Source organism: Falsarthrobacter nasiphocae (genome assembly GCF_031456275.1).
Classification (GTDB): domain Bacteria; phylum Actinomycetota; class Actinomycetes; order Actinomycetales; family Micrococcaceae; genus Falsarthrobacter; species Falsarthrobacter nasiphocae.
The window spans coordinates 1,590,010-1,605,581 of record NZ_JAVDUI010000001.1; the positions used below are offsets into that span (position 1 = coordinate 1,590,010).

Annotated in this window: 16 protein-coding genes and 3 tRNA genes; 11 read left to right on the forward strand and 8 right to left on the reverse strand. The window is 70.2% G+C overall.

The features are described 5' to 3' along the window. Positions 1 to 101: 101 nt before the first annotated feature. Complete coding sequence (locus tag J2S35_RS07160) at positions 102 to 593, reverse strand: YajQ family cyclic di-GMP-binding protein (RefSeq protein WP_309851534.1); 492 nt, start codon at positions 591 to 593, stop codon at positions 102 to 104. A gap of 150 nt (positions 594 to 743) precedes the next feature. On the opposite strand from J2S35_RS07160, the gene J2S35_RS07165 reads away from it, so the two are divergent. Further along, positions 744 to 825: transfer RNA gene (locus tag J2S35_RS07165), tRNA-Tyr, on the forward strand. A 109-nt stretch (positions 826 to 934) separates the two neighbouring features. Here the strand turns inward: J2S35_RS07165 and J2S35_RS07170 are convergent. Further along, on the reverse strand, positions 935 to 2,086 hold the full coding sequence (locus J2S35_RS07170) for an IS1249 family transposase (protein ID WP_309851537.1): 1,152 nt from the start codon (positions 2,084 to 2,086) through the stop codon (positions 935 to 937). A gap of 161 nt (positions 2,087 to 2,247) precedes the next feature. Between J2S35_RS07170 and J2S35_RS07175 the strand changes: the two genes are divergently transcribed. After that, the gene (locus J2S35_RS07175; protein WP_309851540.1) at positions 2,248 to 2,724 is read left to right on the forward strand and encodes a MarR family winged helix-turn-helix transcriptional regulator; all 477 of its coding nucleotides are present in this window, start codon (positions 2,248 to 2,250) and stop codon (positions 2,722 to 2,724) included. Between the two features lie 40 nt (positions 2,725 to 2,764). Beyond that, positions 2,765 to 3,160 carry a thioredoxin gene (trxA, locus tag J2S35_RS07180; protein ID WP_309851543.1) on the forward strand — a complete coding sequence of 132 codons (396 nt, stop codon included), beginning with the start codon at positions 2,765 to 2,767 and terminating at the stop codon, positions 3,158 to 3,160. A gap of 130 nt (positions 3,161 to 3,290) precedes the next feature. On the opposite strand, the gene J2S35_RS07185 is transcribed toward trxA, so the two are convergent. Next, positions 3,291 to 4,241, reverse strand: a complete 951-nt coding sequence (locus J2S35_RS07185; protein WP_309851545.1) for a DNA-3-methyladenine glycosylase family protein — start codon at positions 4,239 to 4,241, stop codon at positions 3,291 to 3,293. A gap of 79 nt (positions 4,242 to 4,320) precedes the next feature. Here J2S35_RS07185 and J2S35_RS07190 point away from each other — a divergent pair, with 79 nt between their 5' ends. Beyond that, positions 4,321 to 5,763, forward strand: coding sequence for a pyridoxal-phosphate dependent enzyme (locus J2S35_RS07190; protein WP_309851546.1), 1,443 nt, complete (start codon positions 4,321 to 4,323; stop codon positions 5,761 to 5,763). A 93-nt stretch (positions 5,764 to 5,856) separates the two neighbouring features. Continuing rightward, entirely contained in the window at positions 5,857 to 7,020 is a 1,164-nt protein-coding gene (locus J2S35_RS07195) for a cystathionine gamma-synthase (RefSeq protein ID WP_309851550.1), read from the forward strand. 52 nt (positions 7,021 to 7,072) lie between these two features. On the opposite strand, the gene J2S35_RS07200 is transcribed toward J2S35_RS07195, so the two are convergent. Then, the gene (locus J2S35_RS07200) at positions 7,073 to 7,516 is read right to left on the reverse strand and encodes a hypothetical protein (RefSeq protein WP_309851552.1); all 444 of its coding nucleotides are present in this window, start codon (positions 7,514 to 7,516) and stop codon (positions 7,073 to 7,075) included. Between the two features lie 299 nt (positions 7,517 to 7,815). Here J2S35_RS07200 and J2S35_RS07205 point away from each other — a divergent pair, with 299 nt between their 5' ends. The 6 genes from J2S35_RS07205 (at position 7,816) to J2S35_RS07230 (ending at position 12,331) form a co-directional block, all read left to right on the forward strand. Continuing rightward, positions 7,816 to 9,918, forward strand: coding sequence for a DEAD/DEAH box helicase (locus tag J2S35_RS07205; protein ID WP_309851555.1), 2,103 nt, complete (start codon positions 7,816 to 7,818; stop codon positions 9,916 to 9,918). Between the two features lie 67 nt (positions 9,919 to 9,985). Continuing rightward, positions 9,986 to 10,057, forward strand: a tRNA-Thr gene (locus tag J2S35_RS07210). A 45-nt stretch (positions 10,058 to 10,102) separates the two neighbouring features. Then, positions 10,103 to 10,176 (forward strand) — tRNA-Met (locus J2S35_RS07215). A gap of 159 nt (positions 10,177 to 10,335) precedes the next feature. Further along, positions 10,336 to 10,788: an FAS1-like dehydratase domain-containing protein gene (locus J2S35_RS07220; protein ID WP_309851558.1), complete on the forward strand. Its 453-nt coding sequence runs from the start codon at positions 10,336 to 10,338 to the stop codon at positions 10,786 to 10,788. After that, the gene (locus J2S35_RS07225; RefSeq protein ID WP_309851562.1) at positions 10,785 to 11,228 is read left to right on the forward strand and encodes a MaoC family dehydratase; all 444 of its coding nucleotides are present in this window, start codon (positions 10,785 to 10,787) and stop codon (positions 11,226 to 11,228) included. The genes J2S35_RS07220 and J2S35_RS07225 overlap by 4 nt, the downstream gene beginning before the upstream one ends. Continuing rightward, positions 11,225 to 12,331: a UDP-N-acetylmuramate dehydrogenase gene (locus tag J2S35_RS07230; RefSeq protein WP_309851564.1), complete on the forward strand. Its 1,107-nt coding sequence runs from the start codon at positions 11,225 to 11,227 to the stop codon at positions 12,329 to 12,331. The genes J2S35_RS07225 and J2S35_RS07230 overlap by 4 nt, the downstream gene beginning before the upstream one ends. Positions 12,332 to 12,432: 101 nt before the next feature. Here the strand turns inward: J2S35_RS07230 and asd are convergent, their stop codons facing one another. From asd to J2S35_RS07250, 4 genes are all read right to left on the reverse strand, one after another. Continuing rightward, positions 12,433 to 13,554, reverse strand: a complete 1,122-nt coding sequence (gene asd, locus J2S35_RS07235) for an aspartate-semialdehyde dehydrogenase (RefSeq protein WP_309851566.1) — start codon at positions 13,552 to 13,554, stop codon at positions 12,433 to 12,435. Positions 13,555 to 13,658: 104 nt separating this feature from the next. Then, the gene (locus tag J2S35_RS07240; protein ID WP_309851569.1) at positions 13,659 to 14,234 is read right to left on the reverse strand and encodes a dihydrofolate reductase; all 576 of its coding nucleotides are present in this window, start codon (positions 14,232 to 14,234) and stop codon (positions 13,659 to 13,661) included. Continuing rightward, a complete protein-coding gene (locus J2S35_RS07245; protein ID WP_309851572.1) occupies positions 14,231 to 15,040 on the reverse strand; it encodes a thymidylate synthase in 810 nt (269 codons plus the stop codon). Before J2S35_RS07245 ends, J2S35_RS07240 begins: the two co-directional genes overlap by 4 nt. Beyond that, positions 15,037 to 15,567, reverse strand: a complete 531-nt coding sequence (locus J2S35_RS07250; RefSeq protein ID WP_309851574.1) for a hypothetical protein — start codon at positions 15,565 to 15,567, stop codon at positions 15,037 to 15,039. The genes J2S35_RS07245 and J2S35_RS07250 overlap by 4 nt, the downstream gene beginning before the upstream one ends. Between the last annotated feature and the right edge of the window lie 5 nt (positions 15,568 to 15,572).

The window sequence follows — 15,572 nt, forward strand, 5'->3', positions numbered from 1 at the left end:
CTCCTTCATCTGAGCACGACGACGCCCCCGCCCGGCCTCGCCTGAGACCGAGTCGGGGGCGTCGTCGTCCTCTCACCGCCGCGGGAGCGGCAGCCGAAGGATCAGCGGAAGTTGATGAACTGAAGGTCCGTCTCGATGTCCGCGGCCTTGAGGACGCGGATGGTCTCCTGAAGGTCGTCGCGGGACTTGGAGGAGACGCGCAGCTCGTCGCCCTGGATGACGGACTTGACGGACTTCGGGCATTCGTCGCGGATGATCTTGTTGACCTTCTTCGCGATGTCCTGCGCGATGCCCTCCTTGATCGTGCACTCGATGCGGTACTCCTTGCCGGAGGCGAAGGGCTCGCCCGCCTCAAGGGACTTCAGCGAGATGTTGCGCTTGACGAGCTTGGTCTGGAAGACGTCGAGGACGGCCTTGGCGCGCTCCTCGGAGTTCGCCTTGATGAGGATCTTCTCGCCGGAGAAGTCGAGTTCCGCGCCCACGCCCTTGAAGTCGTATCGCTGCGCGATCTCCTTCTGGGCCTGATTGAGGGCGTTGGACACCTCCTGCTTGTCGACCTTGCTGACAATGTCGAACGTTGAATCGCTGGCCACGGTGCCTCCTGTGAGCGTTGTCGGGGTGAAATCCTGCGCCCCAGTCTAGTGCCCGGCCCGGGGAGAGGAGGGGGTGATTCGCGCGGACGGCGGCGGTCGTGTAAAGTCGTCGTGTGCCTGTCGCAGGATGACCTGCGAACGGCGCATCGGGGCAGATTACCCGAGCGGCCAAAGGGGGCTGACTGTAAATCAGCTGGCAACGCCTACGGGGGTTCGAATCCCTCATCTGCCACGGTTGGACAGAAGAGCGCGGTACCGAAAGGTGCCGCGCTCTTCGCGTTCCCGGAGCCAGGGGAGGAGTTCGGGGTTAGCGGCCAAAAAGTGTGTTTTTTTCGGGCGTGTCATGGCCGTCCTGCCCACCCTTGCTGGGTTCCGTTCCCGTCCTCCCAGCTGAATCCGTGGCCCCACAGCTCGGGCCCGATGACCTCCTCGACGCCCGCGATGGTGTCCTCCCGGGCCTGGTAGTGCTCGGCGCGGATGAGCTCGCTCGCTGGTCGAGTGTCCACGCTCAAGGACCGGAAATACCAGGCCGCCGCCACGGGGGCCCGGTGCTTGGGGATCCCGCGATGCAGTCGGAAGAGCTCCTTGAGCCCGGCATTGACCCCACCCTCGAGCGGACTTGTCGTACGCGGCAGCACTTCCCCGGGCCTGGCTTGTTCCAACCACGTGAAGAGATGCCCGGCTTTGCGCACGCGCTCTAGGGTGAAATACGCCCGCCGAAGACGCTGATGCGTGTACCACCACGCCGCGCTCACAGGCACGCTCGAGGGCCTCACCAGGCCAGCACGGGCGTACGTGCGCTCCGTCAGAAACGCCCGCCAGGCCCCATGCCACGCGGCCAACGAAGCCTCCCACGAGGCCGCCTGGTCCAGGGAGGAGACCTTCGGCAACGCCCGGGCCAGCGACCGAAGTTGCCGCCCTGCCTGTAGCACGGGCCGGCGAGTGAGATGCTCATCCACCCGGTGAAGCAGATGAAAGAGACACCGTTGAACCCGGGTGGCGGGCCACAGCTCGCCGATCACGGTCAGAGCCGCGGCGTTCCCGTCGACGATGACGATGTCCGGGGCCGGGATCATCTCCAGCAGCGCGGCCCATGACGCGCGCTTCTCCCGGTCGCAGAACTGCCACGCCACGACATGCTCACCGGTGTAGGCCACGAGCGCGCACCAGGTGTTGAAGTACGTCCCATCCAGCATCAGCACCCGGTGGACTTCCCCGGTCAGTACTGGTTCCGGGGCCACGTTCCAGCACCAGGCATGCTGGCGGCGGAAGGTGCGAGCGGGCCCGTGCTCGCCCTGGGTCGTACGTCCAAGGAGCCAGTCCTCGAAGCGGTGGATCTGGTGGGCCCGCGTCAGGTCACCCCGGCGGGCTGGGGTGGTGGACGCTCCGCAGGATGAGCATCGGTAGCGCGGGCGTCCTGCGCTGGTCGTGCCGTTCTTGATCAGGGTCTGGGCGCATACACCACAACGGGGCCGATTCGCGGGAAGGGGCATTCATCATGCTTGCAGAGTAAGTCAACGGGCGTATAGCCCTACTGCCGACTGGGAAGCAGGCCCCTGCCACACACACTTTTTGGCCGCTAACCCGGAGTTCGGGGGTCCCGGGCCTGCTCATTCTCAGTACAATCGTACGTTTGTCATATATACTCCCCTCTATGACCATGATCACTTCCGCGGCTCCCTTCGCTGAGCGGCGCGAGACCCCCGTGCTCTCAGATCAGGACAAGGCACTGGCGGTCAGCCTCCGCAGCACCATTCGAAACGCCACCTCGCTCTTCCGCTCCCTGGACGGTCGGCACCGCGTCACCTCGGCCCGGCTGAGTCTCATGGGCCTCATTCTCAAGGGGCCCCAGCGTGTGAGCGTCCTGGCCCGAGAACTCGCCATCCGTGTCCCGAGCGTCACGGAGCAGGTCATCTGCCTCGAGCGAGACGGGCTTGTCGAGCGCCACCCAGACCCCACGGACTCCCGCGCGGTCCTCGTGGCCATCACCTCGGCCGGCCGCAAGCTGTACCTGGAGGAGCTCGAGGCCCGAACCGTTGCCCTGGGCGCCCGCCTCGCGACGCTCACGGACGCGGAGAAAGTGCTCCTGGCGGACGCGCTGATGGTCCTCAACAGGGTCATCGAGGGGTAGGGGACCGGCCAGGGAGGCGGCGCCCGGTAGCCTTAGGCACATGAGCACCGTGGACCTCACCGAAGCCAGTTTCCCTCAAGCCCTCGAAGACAACGGGATCGTTCTCGTGGACTTCTGGGCCGCGTGGTGCGGCCCCTGCCGCCAGTTCGCGCCCATCTTCGAGAAAGCGTCTGAGGGGCACGAGGACGTCCTCTTCGCCAAGGTGGACACGGAGGCCGAGCAGCGCCTCGCGGCCATGGCAGGCATCACCTCGATCCCCACGCTCATGGCGTTCCGGGACCAGATTCTCGTCTTCTCGCAGCCAGGCGCGCTCCCGGCCCCCGCCCTCGAGGACCTCATCTCCCAGGTCAAGGCCCTGGACATGGACAAGGTCCGCGCGGACATGGCAGCCCAGGAGGCTGCGGCCGGCGGCAACGACGCCCCCTCCGCCTCCTAGTACTCCCGCCGCCTCCCTGTTGCGAGGCGAGTTTCAACCAGAGAACCGCGACCCAGCGTGCGGAAGTCGCCTCGCAACGGGATGGTGACGCGGCGGTAGGGCCGTAGCCGTGGGCCGTAGTCGTGGGCCGTCAGCGGGCGCGGTGATCCAGCGGGCTCAGCCGGGGCCCGAACGCCTGTTTCGCGATGCCCGAGGCCATGACGAGCCGCACGACGCGCTGCCTGTGCCCTGCGAACGGGGCCAGCAGCTCAAGCAGGCCGTCGTCGTCCACCCGGAAGCCGAGAAGCACCTGCCCCACGTGGTGGGCGAGGTGATAGTCGCCGAGGCTGATCTCGTCCTTCGCCGCATGGGAGCGCTGCACCGTCTCCGCCGCGGTCCACACGCCCACGCCGGGCAGGGACCGCAGCCGTGCCGCGGCGTCCGGCTCCTCGGCGTCCGCGAGCCGCTCCAGGCCAGCGGCCCGTGCCGCCTCCATCGCGGCGACGGCGCGAGCCCGGTCCACCTTGGCGGCGTGCCACTCCCAGGAGGGGATGCGCCCCACGGCCTCCCGCGTGGGAGGCAGCCGCAGGCCGGGAGGGGCCACCCCGGACTCGCTGCCCGGGGCCGGGTCCCCGTAGCGGCGGGAGAGCCGGGTATAGGCGAACCTCGCCTCAATGCTCGTCACCCGCTGCCCCAGGATCGAGGGGAACAGCGCGTCCCATACTCGTCGGGTCCGCGGTGCCCCGAGCATGGGGGCAGTGCGGCGCAGCGCAGCGAGCGGCGCCGGCAGCGCGCCAGCGACGTCGTCGTCGAAATCCGCCCAGTCATCCGCGAGGCCGAGGAGCTCATCCGCGTGGGCGGCCGCCCACGGGCCGCCCGGTCCCCAGGCCCCCGCTCGAACGGTGAAGCGCCCGTCGGGGCCGCGCGTCTCGGGGAGGATGCGGAGCGTGGCGGGGCCGTCGGGGGTGCGGAACGCGAGCCAGGTCCCCTCGGGCCCGCCCTCGAGGATCGAGGGGTCGGAGGAGCTCCAGCGCAGGCGGCGCACGGCCGTGCGGACGGAGAACCCGGGCGGGAGACGGAGGGTGCGGACCGTCGGCTTCATGTCCGTTCCTCCTCCTCTCCCGTGCGGGGCATGCCCGGCCCCGCCTGGCGCCGGACGGCCTCCCTCCTAGACTAGGGGGGTGGACTACGCAGACTCGATCCTTGACCTCATTGGCAACACCCCGCTCGTGCGCCTGAATTCCGTCACGGACGGGATCGAGGCCACGGTGCTCGCGAAGCTCGAGTACCTCAACCCCGGCGGCAGCGTGAAGGACCGCATCGCGGCCAAGCTCGTCGAGGAGGCTGAGCGCAGCGGGCAGCTTGCGCCCGGCGGCACGATCGTCGAGCCCACGAGCGGCAACACGGGAGTCGGCCTCGCCCTCGTGGCGCAGCAGCGCGGCTACGGCATGGTGTGCGTGACGCCGGACAAGGTCGGCGAGGAGAAGCGGGACGTCCTCCGTGCCTACGGGGCCTCCGTGGCCGTGGTCTCCACGAGCGTCGCGCCCGACTCGCCCGAGTCCTACTACGGGGTCTCCGACGCCCTCGCCGAGGCCATCCCCGGTGCGTTCAAGCCGGACCAGTTCAACAACCCCGCCGCCCCGCAGGCCCACTACGAGTCCACGGGACCCGAGATCTGGCGCGACACGGACGGCCTCGTGACGCACTTCGTGGCGGGCGCCGGCACGGGCGGCACCGTCACGGGCACGGGCCGGTACCTCAAGGAGGTCTCGGCGTCCCGGGACGGCGGCCCCGTGCGAATCGTCGTCTCGGACCCGCAGGGGAGCGTGTACTCGGGCGGCGCGGGGCAGCCGTACTTCGTCGAGGGCGTGGGCGAGGACATGTGGCCCGCCAACTATGACCCGTCTGTCCCGGACGAGGTCGTGGCCGTGACGGACGCGGAGGCGTTCGCCATGACGCGCCGCCTCGCCCGCGAGGAGGGGCTTCTGGTGGGCGGCTCCTCGGGCATGGCCGTCGTCGGCGCCCTGCGGATCGCGCGGGATCTGCCGGCGGACGCTGTCGTCGTCGTGCTCCTCCCCGACTCTGGGCGAGGGTACCTCGGGAAGGTGTTCAACGACTCCTGGATGGCCGAGCGCGGCTTCGAGGTGAGGGAGGGGGAGCAGGTGCCCTTCGTGCCCGGTGTTCTCGAGGGCGCCTCCCCGGCTGCTGTGTCCTCTCAGAGCCCGACGACGGGCCTGCGGCCACTCGTCGACGCTGTGGCGGAGGGTGCCGTGGCGCTCGAGCCCTCGTCGACGCTGGGGTCCGCGCTCGAGGCCCTCGCCGCGGCGGGGCGCCGGTCAGCCCTCGTGGGCCCCAGCTCGCTGCCTGCGCCCCTGGGCCGGGTCAAGGCCGCACTGAGCGAGGACGACATTCACAGGGCGCTTCTCGACGGGCGGGCCACCCGGGAGACGACCCTCGCCGAGGCGCTCGCGGATGGGCTCGTGGCGGACTCGCTCGTCCTCGTGGGCGCGGGCGAGAGCCGGGCGGTCCTGGCCGAGCGGCTCGCCGAGCAGGGCGTGGCCGTCCTGACGAGGGACGGGCTCGCCGTGGCCTCCGTGACGGGCGTCGAGGCCTCCCGGGCATGAACTCCCGGGCATAAAGGCGCCCGCACCGCCGTTGGACCAGACAGAAAGGCGCCCCCTGGGGCGCTGAGACGCGACGTACAGGAGAGAGCACAGATGACCGAGACCACCCCGACCTCAGGGTTCGCCACCCGCGCCATCCACGCCGGACAGGCGTTCGAGCCGGTCACCGGCGCCGTGGTCCCGCCGCTGCACTTCAGCTCGACCTACGCGCAGGACGGCATCGGCGGCCTGCGCAATGGCTACGAGTACGGGCGCGGGACCAACCCCACGCGGGACTCCCTCCAGGAGCAGCTTGCGGCGCTTGAAGGCGGGGCCAAGGCCCTCAGCTTCGGCTCCGGGCTCGCGGCCGAGGATGCGCTGCTGCGGGCCCTCATGCGCCCCGGGCAGAAGGTTGTCCTCGGAAACGACGCCTACGGCGGCACGTACCGTCTCATCTCCAAGGTCCTGGGGCCGTGGGGCATCGAGAACCAGCCCGTCGACATGTCGGATCTCGACGCCGTCCGCGCGGCCGTGAGCAGCGGCGACGTCCCCCTCCTCTGGGTGGAGACGCCGTCCAACCCGCTCATGCAGATCGCGGACATCGCGGCCCTCGCGGAGATCGCGCACGAGGCCGGGGCGCTGCTCGTCGTGGACAACACGTTCGCCTCCCCGTACCTCCAGCAGCCCATCTCCCTGGGCGCGGACATCGTGGTCCACTCGACGACGAAGTACATCGGCGGGCACTCGGACGTCGTCGGCGGCGCGGTCATTGCCCGAGACGCCGAGGTGGCCGAGAAGATCCAGTTCCTCCAGTTCGCCGCGGGCGGCGTGTCCGGGCCCATGGACGCGTTCCTCACGACCCGCAGTCTCAAGACGCTGGCCGTGCGCATGGAGGCGCACAGCGACAACGCCGAGAAGATCGCGGACTTCCTCACGGGGCAGGCGGCCGTCTCCGCAGTCCTGTACCCGGGGCTGCCGGAGCACCCGGGCCACGAGATCGCCGCGAAGCAGATGCGCCGGTTCGGCGGCATGGTGTCCGTGCGATTCGCGGGCGGGGAGCAGGCGGCGCGCCGCTTCACCGAGTCCCTGCGGGTCTTCACGCTCGCCGAGTCGCTGGGCGGCATCGAGTCCCTCGTGAACTACCCGTCCGAGATGACCCACGCGTCCGTCAAGGGCACTGAGCTCGAGGTGCCGGTGGACCTCGTTCGCCTCAGCGTCGGCATCGAGGACGCCGCCGACCTCCTCGCAGACGTCGAGCAGGCGCTCGAGCAGCTGTAGGCGGTTCAGGCGCTCCCGGACGCGGTGGGCGCCGCCCTGAGGGCCGCCGGGGTCACTTCTTTCGGAAGACCCCGGCGGCCTTCTTCGTGGCCGAGGCGTAGCCCCGGATGCGCTTGCGCTTCGGCTCGATCCGCTGGTAGTAGGCCTCGCTTGCGGGCAGCCACACGAACACGAGCGCGACGGCGCCGAGGACGGCGAGGAGGAGGATCGGCAGCAGGCGCCGCCACACGTAGAGGACCGCGAGCAGGATGGACAGGTACGTCAGGGTCTTGCGCGCGGAGCGGCGGCCCCGGGAGGCCCGCCACGTCTCGACGAGAATGACGATGCCGCACGCGGTGAGCACTCCTCCCAGGAGGGAGCCGAAGACCGCCTCCTCGCCTCGGAACCCCTCCCCGAAGAGGGAGAAGGCGGCGACGCCGAAGACGGCGATGTCGAGGACGAGGTAGAGGAGGAGGCCTGTCGTGAGCGCGTACGGCCTCGTGGTGATCTTGGGCATAGAACCATTGTCTCGGACGCCCAGGGGGTGTGCCAGCCGGGGCGACGCGGTAGAGTAGGCAGGTACCGGTTTTCCCTCCTGTGTGGTGGAAACTATCTTCACGATTCGCCCCGGCGGCCCGCGCACGACTCGGCCGCCCACCCCATGAGGGGCGAGCTGCTCTCGAACTTCCTGCCCAATGCTTGAGGCAGGAGTCTGACGATGTGTGACTCGTATGTGTGTGGCGAGCGGAGCTGATTGAGGGAACCGGGTGATGATCAGCGCGATCCTGATGGGTTGATTGCGCCACCTGATGAAAGTTGACTCCCTTGTCTGAAAACACCTCCTTTGACGCGCCCTCCGAGCAGAACGCCGGATCCTCGGCAGTGACCCCGGAGAGCGCCCCCGCTGAGCTCCTCTTCACCGACCTCGAGCTGGACCCGCGCATTCTCGCCGCCCTCAAGGACGTCGGCTACGAGAAGCCCTCACCCATTCAGGCCGCCACGATCCCCACCCTCCTCGAGGGCCGCGACGTCGTGGGCCTCGCCCAGACGGGCACCGGCAAGACCGCAGCCTTCGCGCTGCCCGTCCTCTCCAAGCTCGCCGAGCTCTCCGAGGTCAACGGCCCCGACAACGCCACTAAGGTCCTCGTGCTGGCCCCGACCCGCGAGCTCGCGCTCCAGGTCGCGGAGGCCTTCACCTCCTACGCCAAGCACATGGACCGCTTCTCGGTGCTCCCCGTCTACGGCGGCTCCGCGTACGGCCCGCAGCTCGCGGGCCTGCGCCGCGGTGCGCAGGTCGTCGTCGGCACCCCCGGCCGCGTGATTGACCACCTGGCGAAGGGCTCGCTGGACCTCTCCGAGCTCAGCTACCTCGTCCTCGACGAGGCCGACGAGATGCTCCGCATGGGCTTCGCCGACGACGTCGAGAAGATCCTCTCGGGGACGCCCGCCGACAAGCAGGTGGCCCTGTTCTCCGCGACGATGCCGCGGCAGATCCGCAAGATCGCCCAGCAGTACCTCAACAACCCGGCCGAGATCACCGTGAAGTCGGACACGCGCACCGCCGCGAACATCCGCCAGCGGTACGTTCAGGTCATGGGCCCGCGCAAGCTCGACGCCATGACCCGCATTCTCGAAGCCGAGGAGACGGACGGCATCATTGCCTTCGTCCGCACGAAGATGGCGACCGAAGACCTCGCCGACAAGCTCAAGGCCCGCGGCTACCAGGCGGCCGCCATCAACGGCGACATCCCGCAGCAGCAGCGCGAGCGCACCGTCGAGGCCCTCCGCGACGGCAAGATCGACATCCTCGTCGCCACGGACGTCGCAGCCCGCGGCCTCGACGTCGAGCGCATCAGCCACGTCTTCAACTACGACATCCCGCACGACACCGAGTCCTACGTGCACCGCATCGGCCGCACGGGGCGCGCGGGGCGCACGGGTGACGCGATCCTCTTCATGACGCCGCGGGAGAAGTACCTGCTCCGCTCGATCGAGCGCGCCACGAAGTCCCCCGTGGAGCAGATGGAGCTGCCGAGCGTGGACCACGTCAACAACAAGCGCCTGGCCCGCTTCGCTGAGCAGATCACCAAGACGCTCGCCACCGAGGACCTCGACGTCTTCCGCGAGCTCGTCACCGCCTACGACGAAGAGAACGAGGCCACGCCGCTCGAGGTGGCCGCAGCCCTCGCGTTCATGGCACAGGGCGGGCGCCCGCTCCTCCTTGAGGAGGCGCCGCTGCCCCCGGCCAAGCAGGCCCGTGAGCGCGGCGAGCGCCAGTCCCGGGACGGCATGAACTCCCGCGGCCCGTCCCGCTCGCTGACCGAGGGGAACGCGACGTACCGCATCGCCGTCGGGCGCCGTGACCGGGTCATGCCGGGGTCCATCGTGGGCGCGATCGCCAACGAGGGCGGCCTCAGCTCCGCCCAGATCGGCGGGATCGACATCCGCGCGGACCACTCCCTCGTGGAGCTCCCCGCGGACCTGACGCCCGAGCAGCTCGAGACCCTGCGCGAGACCCGCATCGGCGGCCGCCCGATTCGCCTTGAGCTCGACAACGGCCGTCGGCCGGCGCGCGAGCGTGACGACCGCGGCGGTGCCCGTGGTGGCTTCCGCGACGATCGCGGGGCACGCGGCGGCTTCCGTGAGGACCGCGGCGGATACCGGGGCGGACGCGACGACCGCGGCGGCTCCCGCGGGGGCTTCGGCGGGGACCGCGAGGGCGGCCAGCGCGGCGGTTTCCGCGAGGACCGGGGCGGCTACCGCAACGACAGGAACGACCGAGGGGATCGCGGCGGCTTCGGCAGCGACCGCAATGACCGCGGCGATCGCGGCGGCTTCGGCGGGGATCGCGGCGGATTTGCGGGGCGCGGCGACGACAGCCGCGGCCACGCCAAGTCCGGCCGCAAGCCCCGCTGGTAGCGAGTCCGCGGGCAGAGCCCACGGATTTTGAGTTCGCCCGCGCTACCTGGTAGCGTTGGTGGACGTTGCCCCCGTAGCTCAGTGGTAGAGCGCCATCTTGGTAAGATGGAGGTCACGGGATCGATTCCCGTCGGGGGCTCTGAATGTGTCTGCTTGAGCCGTTCGCGGCCGGTGGCATATTCGTGGCGGTGTAGCTCAGCTGGTTAGAGCGCACGACTCATAATCGTGAGGTCCCGGGATCGAGTCCCGGCACCGCTACCCAGAACCCCCGGGATCATGACGATCCCGGGGGTTTCTCCGTTCTCGGGCCCCTCGGCGCCATCTCTGTCGCGGCGTCGATGCACGTTGATGCCACCGGAGTCCCGGCACCCCGCCTCGGGCCGCCGAGCGCGGTGGGATGCGGATAGGCTGGATCGCATGAGCATCAGCGAGAACCTGGCCGGGCGGGTGTACCCCGCGGAGGGGACCTTCGTCGTCGGCCGCGAGTCAATCCGGGACTTCGCCCGGGCAGTCAAGGCGAGCAGCCCCCTCCACGCGGATGTGGAGGCGGCGCGTGCCGCCGGATATGCGGACCTCGTGGCCCCGCCCACCTACGCGATCATTCCCGCCCAGCGCGCCGAGAGCCGCATGGTCCTGGACCCCGAGGCGGGCATCGACTTCTCCCGCGTCGTCCACGCCGAGCAGCGGTTCGAGCTGGAGCGCGCCATCGTCGCGGGGGATGAGCTGGCGGCCGAGCTCGTCGTCGACTCTGTCCGCGCCATGGGTGCCGGAGCCATGGTGACCACGAAGGCCACGCTGACGGACGCCGAGGGGCGGCTCGTCGGCGTGACCACCTCCGCACTGCTGGTTCGAGGGAAGGACGAGGCATGAGCGCCCCCACGCTGAGCGAGCTCGAGGTCGGGCAGGAGATTGGGACCCGCGAGATCCCCCTGACGCGCACTGACCTCGTCACCTACGCCGGGGCCTCCGGCGACACGAACCCCATCCACTGGAACGAGGCCTTCGCCCGCTCCGTCGAGCTCCCCGGCGTCATTGCCCACGGCATGCTGACGTTCGGTGCGGCCAGCGGACTCGTGGGGGACTGGGCTGAGGATCCGGGGCGCATTGTGGGCTACTCCACGCGCTTCTCCAAGCCCGTGCCCGTCGAGGACACCACCGGGACAGACGAGCCAGGTGCGGTCTTGACCGTCACTGGCAAGATCGGGGCCCTTGACCCCGAGGCCGGCACTGCCCGCGTGGACCTCACCGTGACGAGCAACGGGGCCAAGGTCCTCATGAAGACCCAGGCCGTCGTCAGGCTCGTGCCGTGAGCGGGGCAGAGGCCGCGGGCGTGCCCGTCGAGCAGACCCTCGCCGGCCTGACCACGCTCGGCGTCGGCGGGCCCGTCAAGCGCCTCCTGACGGCCGAGTCTGAGCAGGCCATCATCGAGTCCGTCACGGCTGCGGACGACGCCGGGGACCCTGTCCTCGTCATCGGGGGCGGCTCCAACCTGGTCATCTCGGACGAAGGATTTGACGGGACGGTCGTCCACATCGCCTCCACGGGGGTTTCCTTCGACGACGACGGCTGCGACGGCGCGACCTGCGGAGGCACGCTGGCCACCGTCCAGGCGGGGCACGAGTGGGACGACTTCGTTGTGGCGACTCTGGAGCATGGGCTCAAGGGCCTCGAGCCGCTCTCAGGCATCCCCGGCTCGGCCGGTGCGACGCCCGTCCAGAACGTCGGCGCGTACGGGGCCGAGGTGGCGTCCTTCATCAGCTCTGTGAGGACGTGGGACCGGCAGTCGCGTCAGTTGAGGACCTTCAGCGCGGGCGAACTCGAGTTCTCCTACCGGGACTCCCTCCTGAAGCGAGAGACGGTCAACGGCAGCCCCCGGTATGTCGTCCTCACCGTCACGTTCCAGCTCCTGCCAGGCACGAAACCCGCCCCCGCGAAGTACGCGGAGCTCGCCCGTGTGCTCGAGGACGAGTTCGGCCCGGAGGCCACCACCGCCAACGTCCGTGAGGCCGTCCTTCGCCTGCGCGCGAGCAAGGGCATGGTCCTGAACCCGGAGGACCGGGACACGTGGTCCACGGGGTCGTTCTTCACGAACCCCATCGTGCCCGTGGCCACCGCGAAGGCCCTGCCTGAGGACGCCCCGCGGTACCCGGCAGGAGAGGGCCTCGTGAAGCTCTCTGCCGCATGGCTCATCGACCATGCGGGCTTCGGCAAAGGGTACGGGCTCGAAGTCGGGCGGGAGGTCGCCGACGGCCGGGCCTCGTTGTCCACGAAGCACACGCTCGCCATCACGAACCGCGGCGACGCACGCAGCGACGACATCCTCGCGATTGCCCGGGCCGTGCGAGACGGGGTCGAGGCCCGGTTCGGCGTCCGCCTCGAGAACGAGCCCGTCTTCGTCAACGCCGCCCTCTAGCACCCGCCCCATGCCCCGTTGCGGGGCGAGTTTCAACCACGAAACCGGTCTCCGGCGTGCGAAAACCGCCCCGCAACGGGATGGCGGGGGACTGGCCCGGGCTACAGGCGGCCGAGGGCGATGAGGAGCATGCGCCGCAGGGGCTCCGCGGCGCCCCAGAGGAGCTGGTCTCCCACGGTGAACGCCGAGATGTACTCCGGCCCCATGGCGAGCTTGCGCACGCGCCCCACGGGGATCTGAAGGGAGCCGGTGGCCGCGACGGGCGTCAGCCGCGTCGTCGTCTCATCCTTGGTGTTGGGCACGTACTCAGCCCACTCGTTGAAGCCGCCGATCATGTCCGCGATCTCGTCGAGGGGCACATCCCGCGTGAGCTTCAGCGTGATGGCCTGGGAGTGGCTGCGCATGGCGCCGACGCGGACGCAGAGGCCGTCGAACGGAATGTGCGCGTCTGCGCCCCGGCCGAGGATCTTGTTGGTCTCGACGCCGCCCTTCCACTCCTCCTTGGAGACGCCGTTGCCGAGGTCCGAGTCGATCCACGGGATGACGGAGCCGGCGAGCGGCACGCCGAAGCGGCTCGAGTCGAGCTCGGGGGAGCGCTGGGCAGCGAGGACGGCACGGTCGATCTCGAGAATGGCCGACGCCGGGTCGGCAAGCTCAGCTGACACCGCGGCGTTGAGGTCCCCGAACTGGGTCAGGAGCTCGCGCATATGGCGCGCCCCGCCGCCGGACGCGGCCTGGTAGGTCATGGACGTGCCCCACTCGACGAGCCCGGCCTTGAACAGGCCGCCGAGGCCCATGAGCATGCAGGACACCGTGCAGTTGCCGCCGATGAACTCCTTGACCCCGCGCGCGAGCGCCGAGTCGATGACGTCTCGGTTCACTGGGTCGAGGACGATGACGGAGGAGTCCTCCATCCGCAGGGTCGAGGCCGCATCAATCCACAGCCCGTCCCACCCCGCGGCGCGCAGGCGCGGGTAGACGTCCTGGGTGTAGTCGCCGCCCTGGCAAGAGACGAGGATCGGCAGCTTCGCGAGCGCCTCGACGTCCATGGCGTCCTGGAGGGCGGGGGCCCCGGCGGCGAAGGCGGGGGCCGCGCCGCCCGCGTTGGACGTGGAGAAGAAGACCGGGTCGAGGCCCGCGAAGTCCCCCTCGTCCTGCATTCGCTGCATGAGCACGCTGCCCACCATGCCGCGCCAACCGATGAATCCCACTGAAGTCGTCATTGTCCCAGTCTAGAATCCCCCGCTCTCCCGGTGCAGCGGGCGTCCGCCAGCCAGGACTTCCGGGAACGCGGCCGGACGCCCAGGCGCGGCGGTTCACGCGCGGGTCAGGACCGCCGCTCGTGGGTGAGAATGCGATAGGGGATGCCGGAGGTGGACTCATGCCACCCCTCAGCCGGCTCGGCGGAGACAGCCCGCCACTCGGGCCCGAGCTCCGGCGCCACCGTGTCCCCCTCGGTGTCCAGGTCCAGCTCCGTGACGACGGCCAGGTCCGCGCGCGGCAGCGCCTCCGCGTACACCTGCCCTCCGCCCACCACCCACGTGAGCTCCGCCCCTGGCGCGCGGCTCGCCTCCTCGAGGGCCTCCTCAAGGGAGCCGACGACGACGGCGCCGTCCGCCTCGAACCCCGCGGTCCGCGTGATGACGATGTTCGTGCGGTCAGCGAAGGGCCTGTACCGGGCCGGGATGGACTCCCAGGTGCGGCGCCCCATGATGACGGGGTGGCCCGTGGTCTGCTCCACGAAGTGCCGCATGTCCTCGGGGACGCGCCACGGCATCCCGCCCTCGTTGCCGATCACACCCTTGCGGGCCTGAGCCCAGATGAGCCCGAGGCGGCCGGCGGAGGCAGGCTTCCCGGCGGCGGGCGCGGCGCCGCCAGGCGCGTCGTCGTGCTCTACCCTCACACCGCCACCTGGCCCTTGATGGCGGGGTGGTGCTCGTAGCCGATGACCTCGAAGTCATCGAACTCGTAGTCGAAGATGCTCTCGGGGCGCCGGCGGATGCGGAGCTCGGGGAGGGGGAACGGGTCGCGAGAGAGCTGGAGGGCGACCTGCTCAAGGTGGTTCTCGTACACGTGGACGTCGCCGCCGGTCCAGACGAGGTCACCGGGCTCGAGGCCCGTCTGCTGGGCGACCATGTGCGTCAGGAGGGCGTACGAGGCGATGTTGAACGGCACGCCGAGGAACATGTCGGCGCTGCGCTGGTAGAGCTGGCAGGACAGGCGGCCGTTGGCGACATGGAACTGGAAGAGGGCGTGGCAGGGGGGCAGGGCCATCTCATCCACGAGGGCCGGGTTCCAGGCCGTGACGATATGCCGGCGGGAGTCCGGGTTGGTGCGGATCTGCTCGACGACCCGGGCGATCTGGTCCACCGACTCGCCGTCTCCGGCCGGCCAGGCGCGCCACTGCACGCCGTAGACGGGGCCCAGGTCCCCGTTCTCGTCGGCCCACTCGTTCCAGATCCGCACGCCCCGCTCCTGGAGCCAGCGGACGTTGGAGTCGCCCCGGAGGAACCACAGCAGCTCGAGCGCCACCGAGCGGAAGTGCACGCGCTTGGTCGTGATGAGCGGGAATCCCTTGGAGAGGCCGTAGCGGAGCTGCGCGCCGAAGAGACTGCGGGTGCCCGTGCCGGTGCGGTCGCCCTTGGGCGTGCCCTCGGCCACGACTTTGGCGAGCAGGTCCTCGTACGGGGTCTCGATGGGCTGGGTCACGGGGTGTCCTCCTGGACTGGGGCGCGGGGTTCGGTGCGGGCGGTGGCGTCGGCAGCGCGGGCGGTGGCCTGGCCGCCCGCGGCCGTTTTCCGAGCGTGAGAGCGGCTGACGACGAGGGCCACGAGCGCCGCAATGTAGACGAGCGCCAGCCACGCGTTGAAGACCGTGGGGCGCAGCCAGCCGAGCACGCCGATATTGGCGCACATGAGCGTCAGGACGAACGTCGCCTGGGCGTGGAACGGCTCGAGTCGGGCCCGGAGCCGGGGCATGCCCGTGTGGATCAGCCCCGAGATGCCCACGAGGCTCAGCGCCGCCAGGGGGTAGACGAGGACCCTGGGCGAGTCCGTGCGCACCACGGTTCCTCCCGCGCCGGGCCACAGCCACTCCGCGGAGATCGGGTTGGGGAGCGTGGTGCGCAGCAACAGGCCCGTCGCCAGGAGCGCAACGGCGAGCGCGGCGGCGGCCGCGAGCCAGCCGGCGCCCGTGCGGCGGGCCGCCCGCGGGGAGGGGAGCAGCTGAGGTGTCATGGGTC

Bases quoted from the DNA above. Each gene is read 5' to 3' on its own strand.
- asd (WP_309851566.1), bottom strand. From the start codon at position 13,554: ATGACGACTTCAGTGGGATTCATCGGTTGGCGCGGCATGGTGGGCAGC.
- J2S35_RS07220 (WP_309851558.1), top strand. From the start codon at position 10,336: ATGAGCATCAGCGAGAACCTGGCCGGGCGGGTGTACCCCGCGGAGGGG.
- J2S35_RS07200 (WP_309851552.1), bottom strand. From the start codon at position 7,516: ATGCCCAAGATCACCACGAGGCCGTACGCGCTCACGACAGGCCTCCTC.
- trxA (WP_309851543.1), top strand. From the start codon at position 2,765: ATGAGCACCGTGGACCTCACCGAAGCCAGTTTCCCTCAAGCCCTCGAA.
- J2S35_RS07170 (WP_309851537.1), bottom strand. From the start codon at position 2,086: ATGCCCCTTCCCGCGAATCGGCCCCGTTGTGGTGTATGCGCCCAGACC.
- J2S35_RS07185 (WP_309851545.1), bottom strand. From the start codon at position 4,241: ATGAAGCCGACGGTCCGCACCCTCCGTCTCCCGCCCGGGTTCTCCGTC.
- J2S35_RS07175 (WP_309851540.1), top strand. From the start codon at position 2,248: ATGACCATGATCACTTCCGCGGCTCCCTTCGCTGAGCGGCGCGAGACC.
- J2S35_RS07225 (WP_309851562.1), top strand. From the start codon at position 10,785: ATGAGCGCCCCCACGCTGAGCGAGCTCGAGGTCGGGCAGGAGATTGGG.
- J2S35_RS07195 (WP_309851550.1), top strand. From the start codon at position 5,857: ATGACCGAGACCACCCCGACCTCAGGGTTCGCCACCCGCGCCATCCAC.
- J2S35_RS07250 (WP_309851574.1), bottom strand. From the start codon at position 15,567: ATGACACCTCAGCTGCTCCCCTCCCCGCGGGCGGCCCGCCGCACGGGC.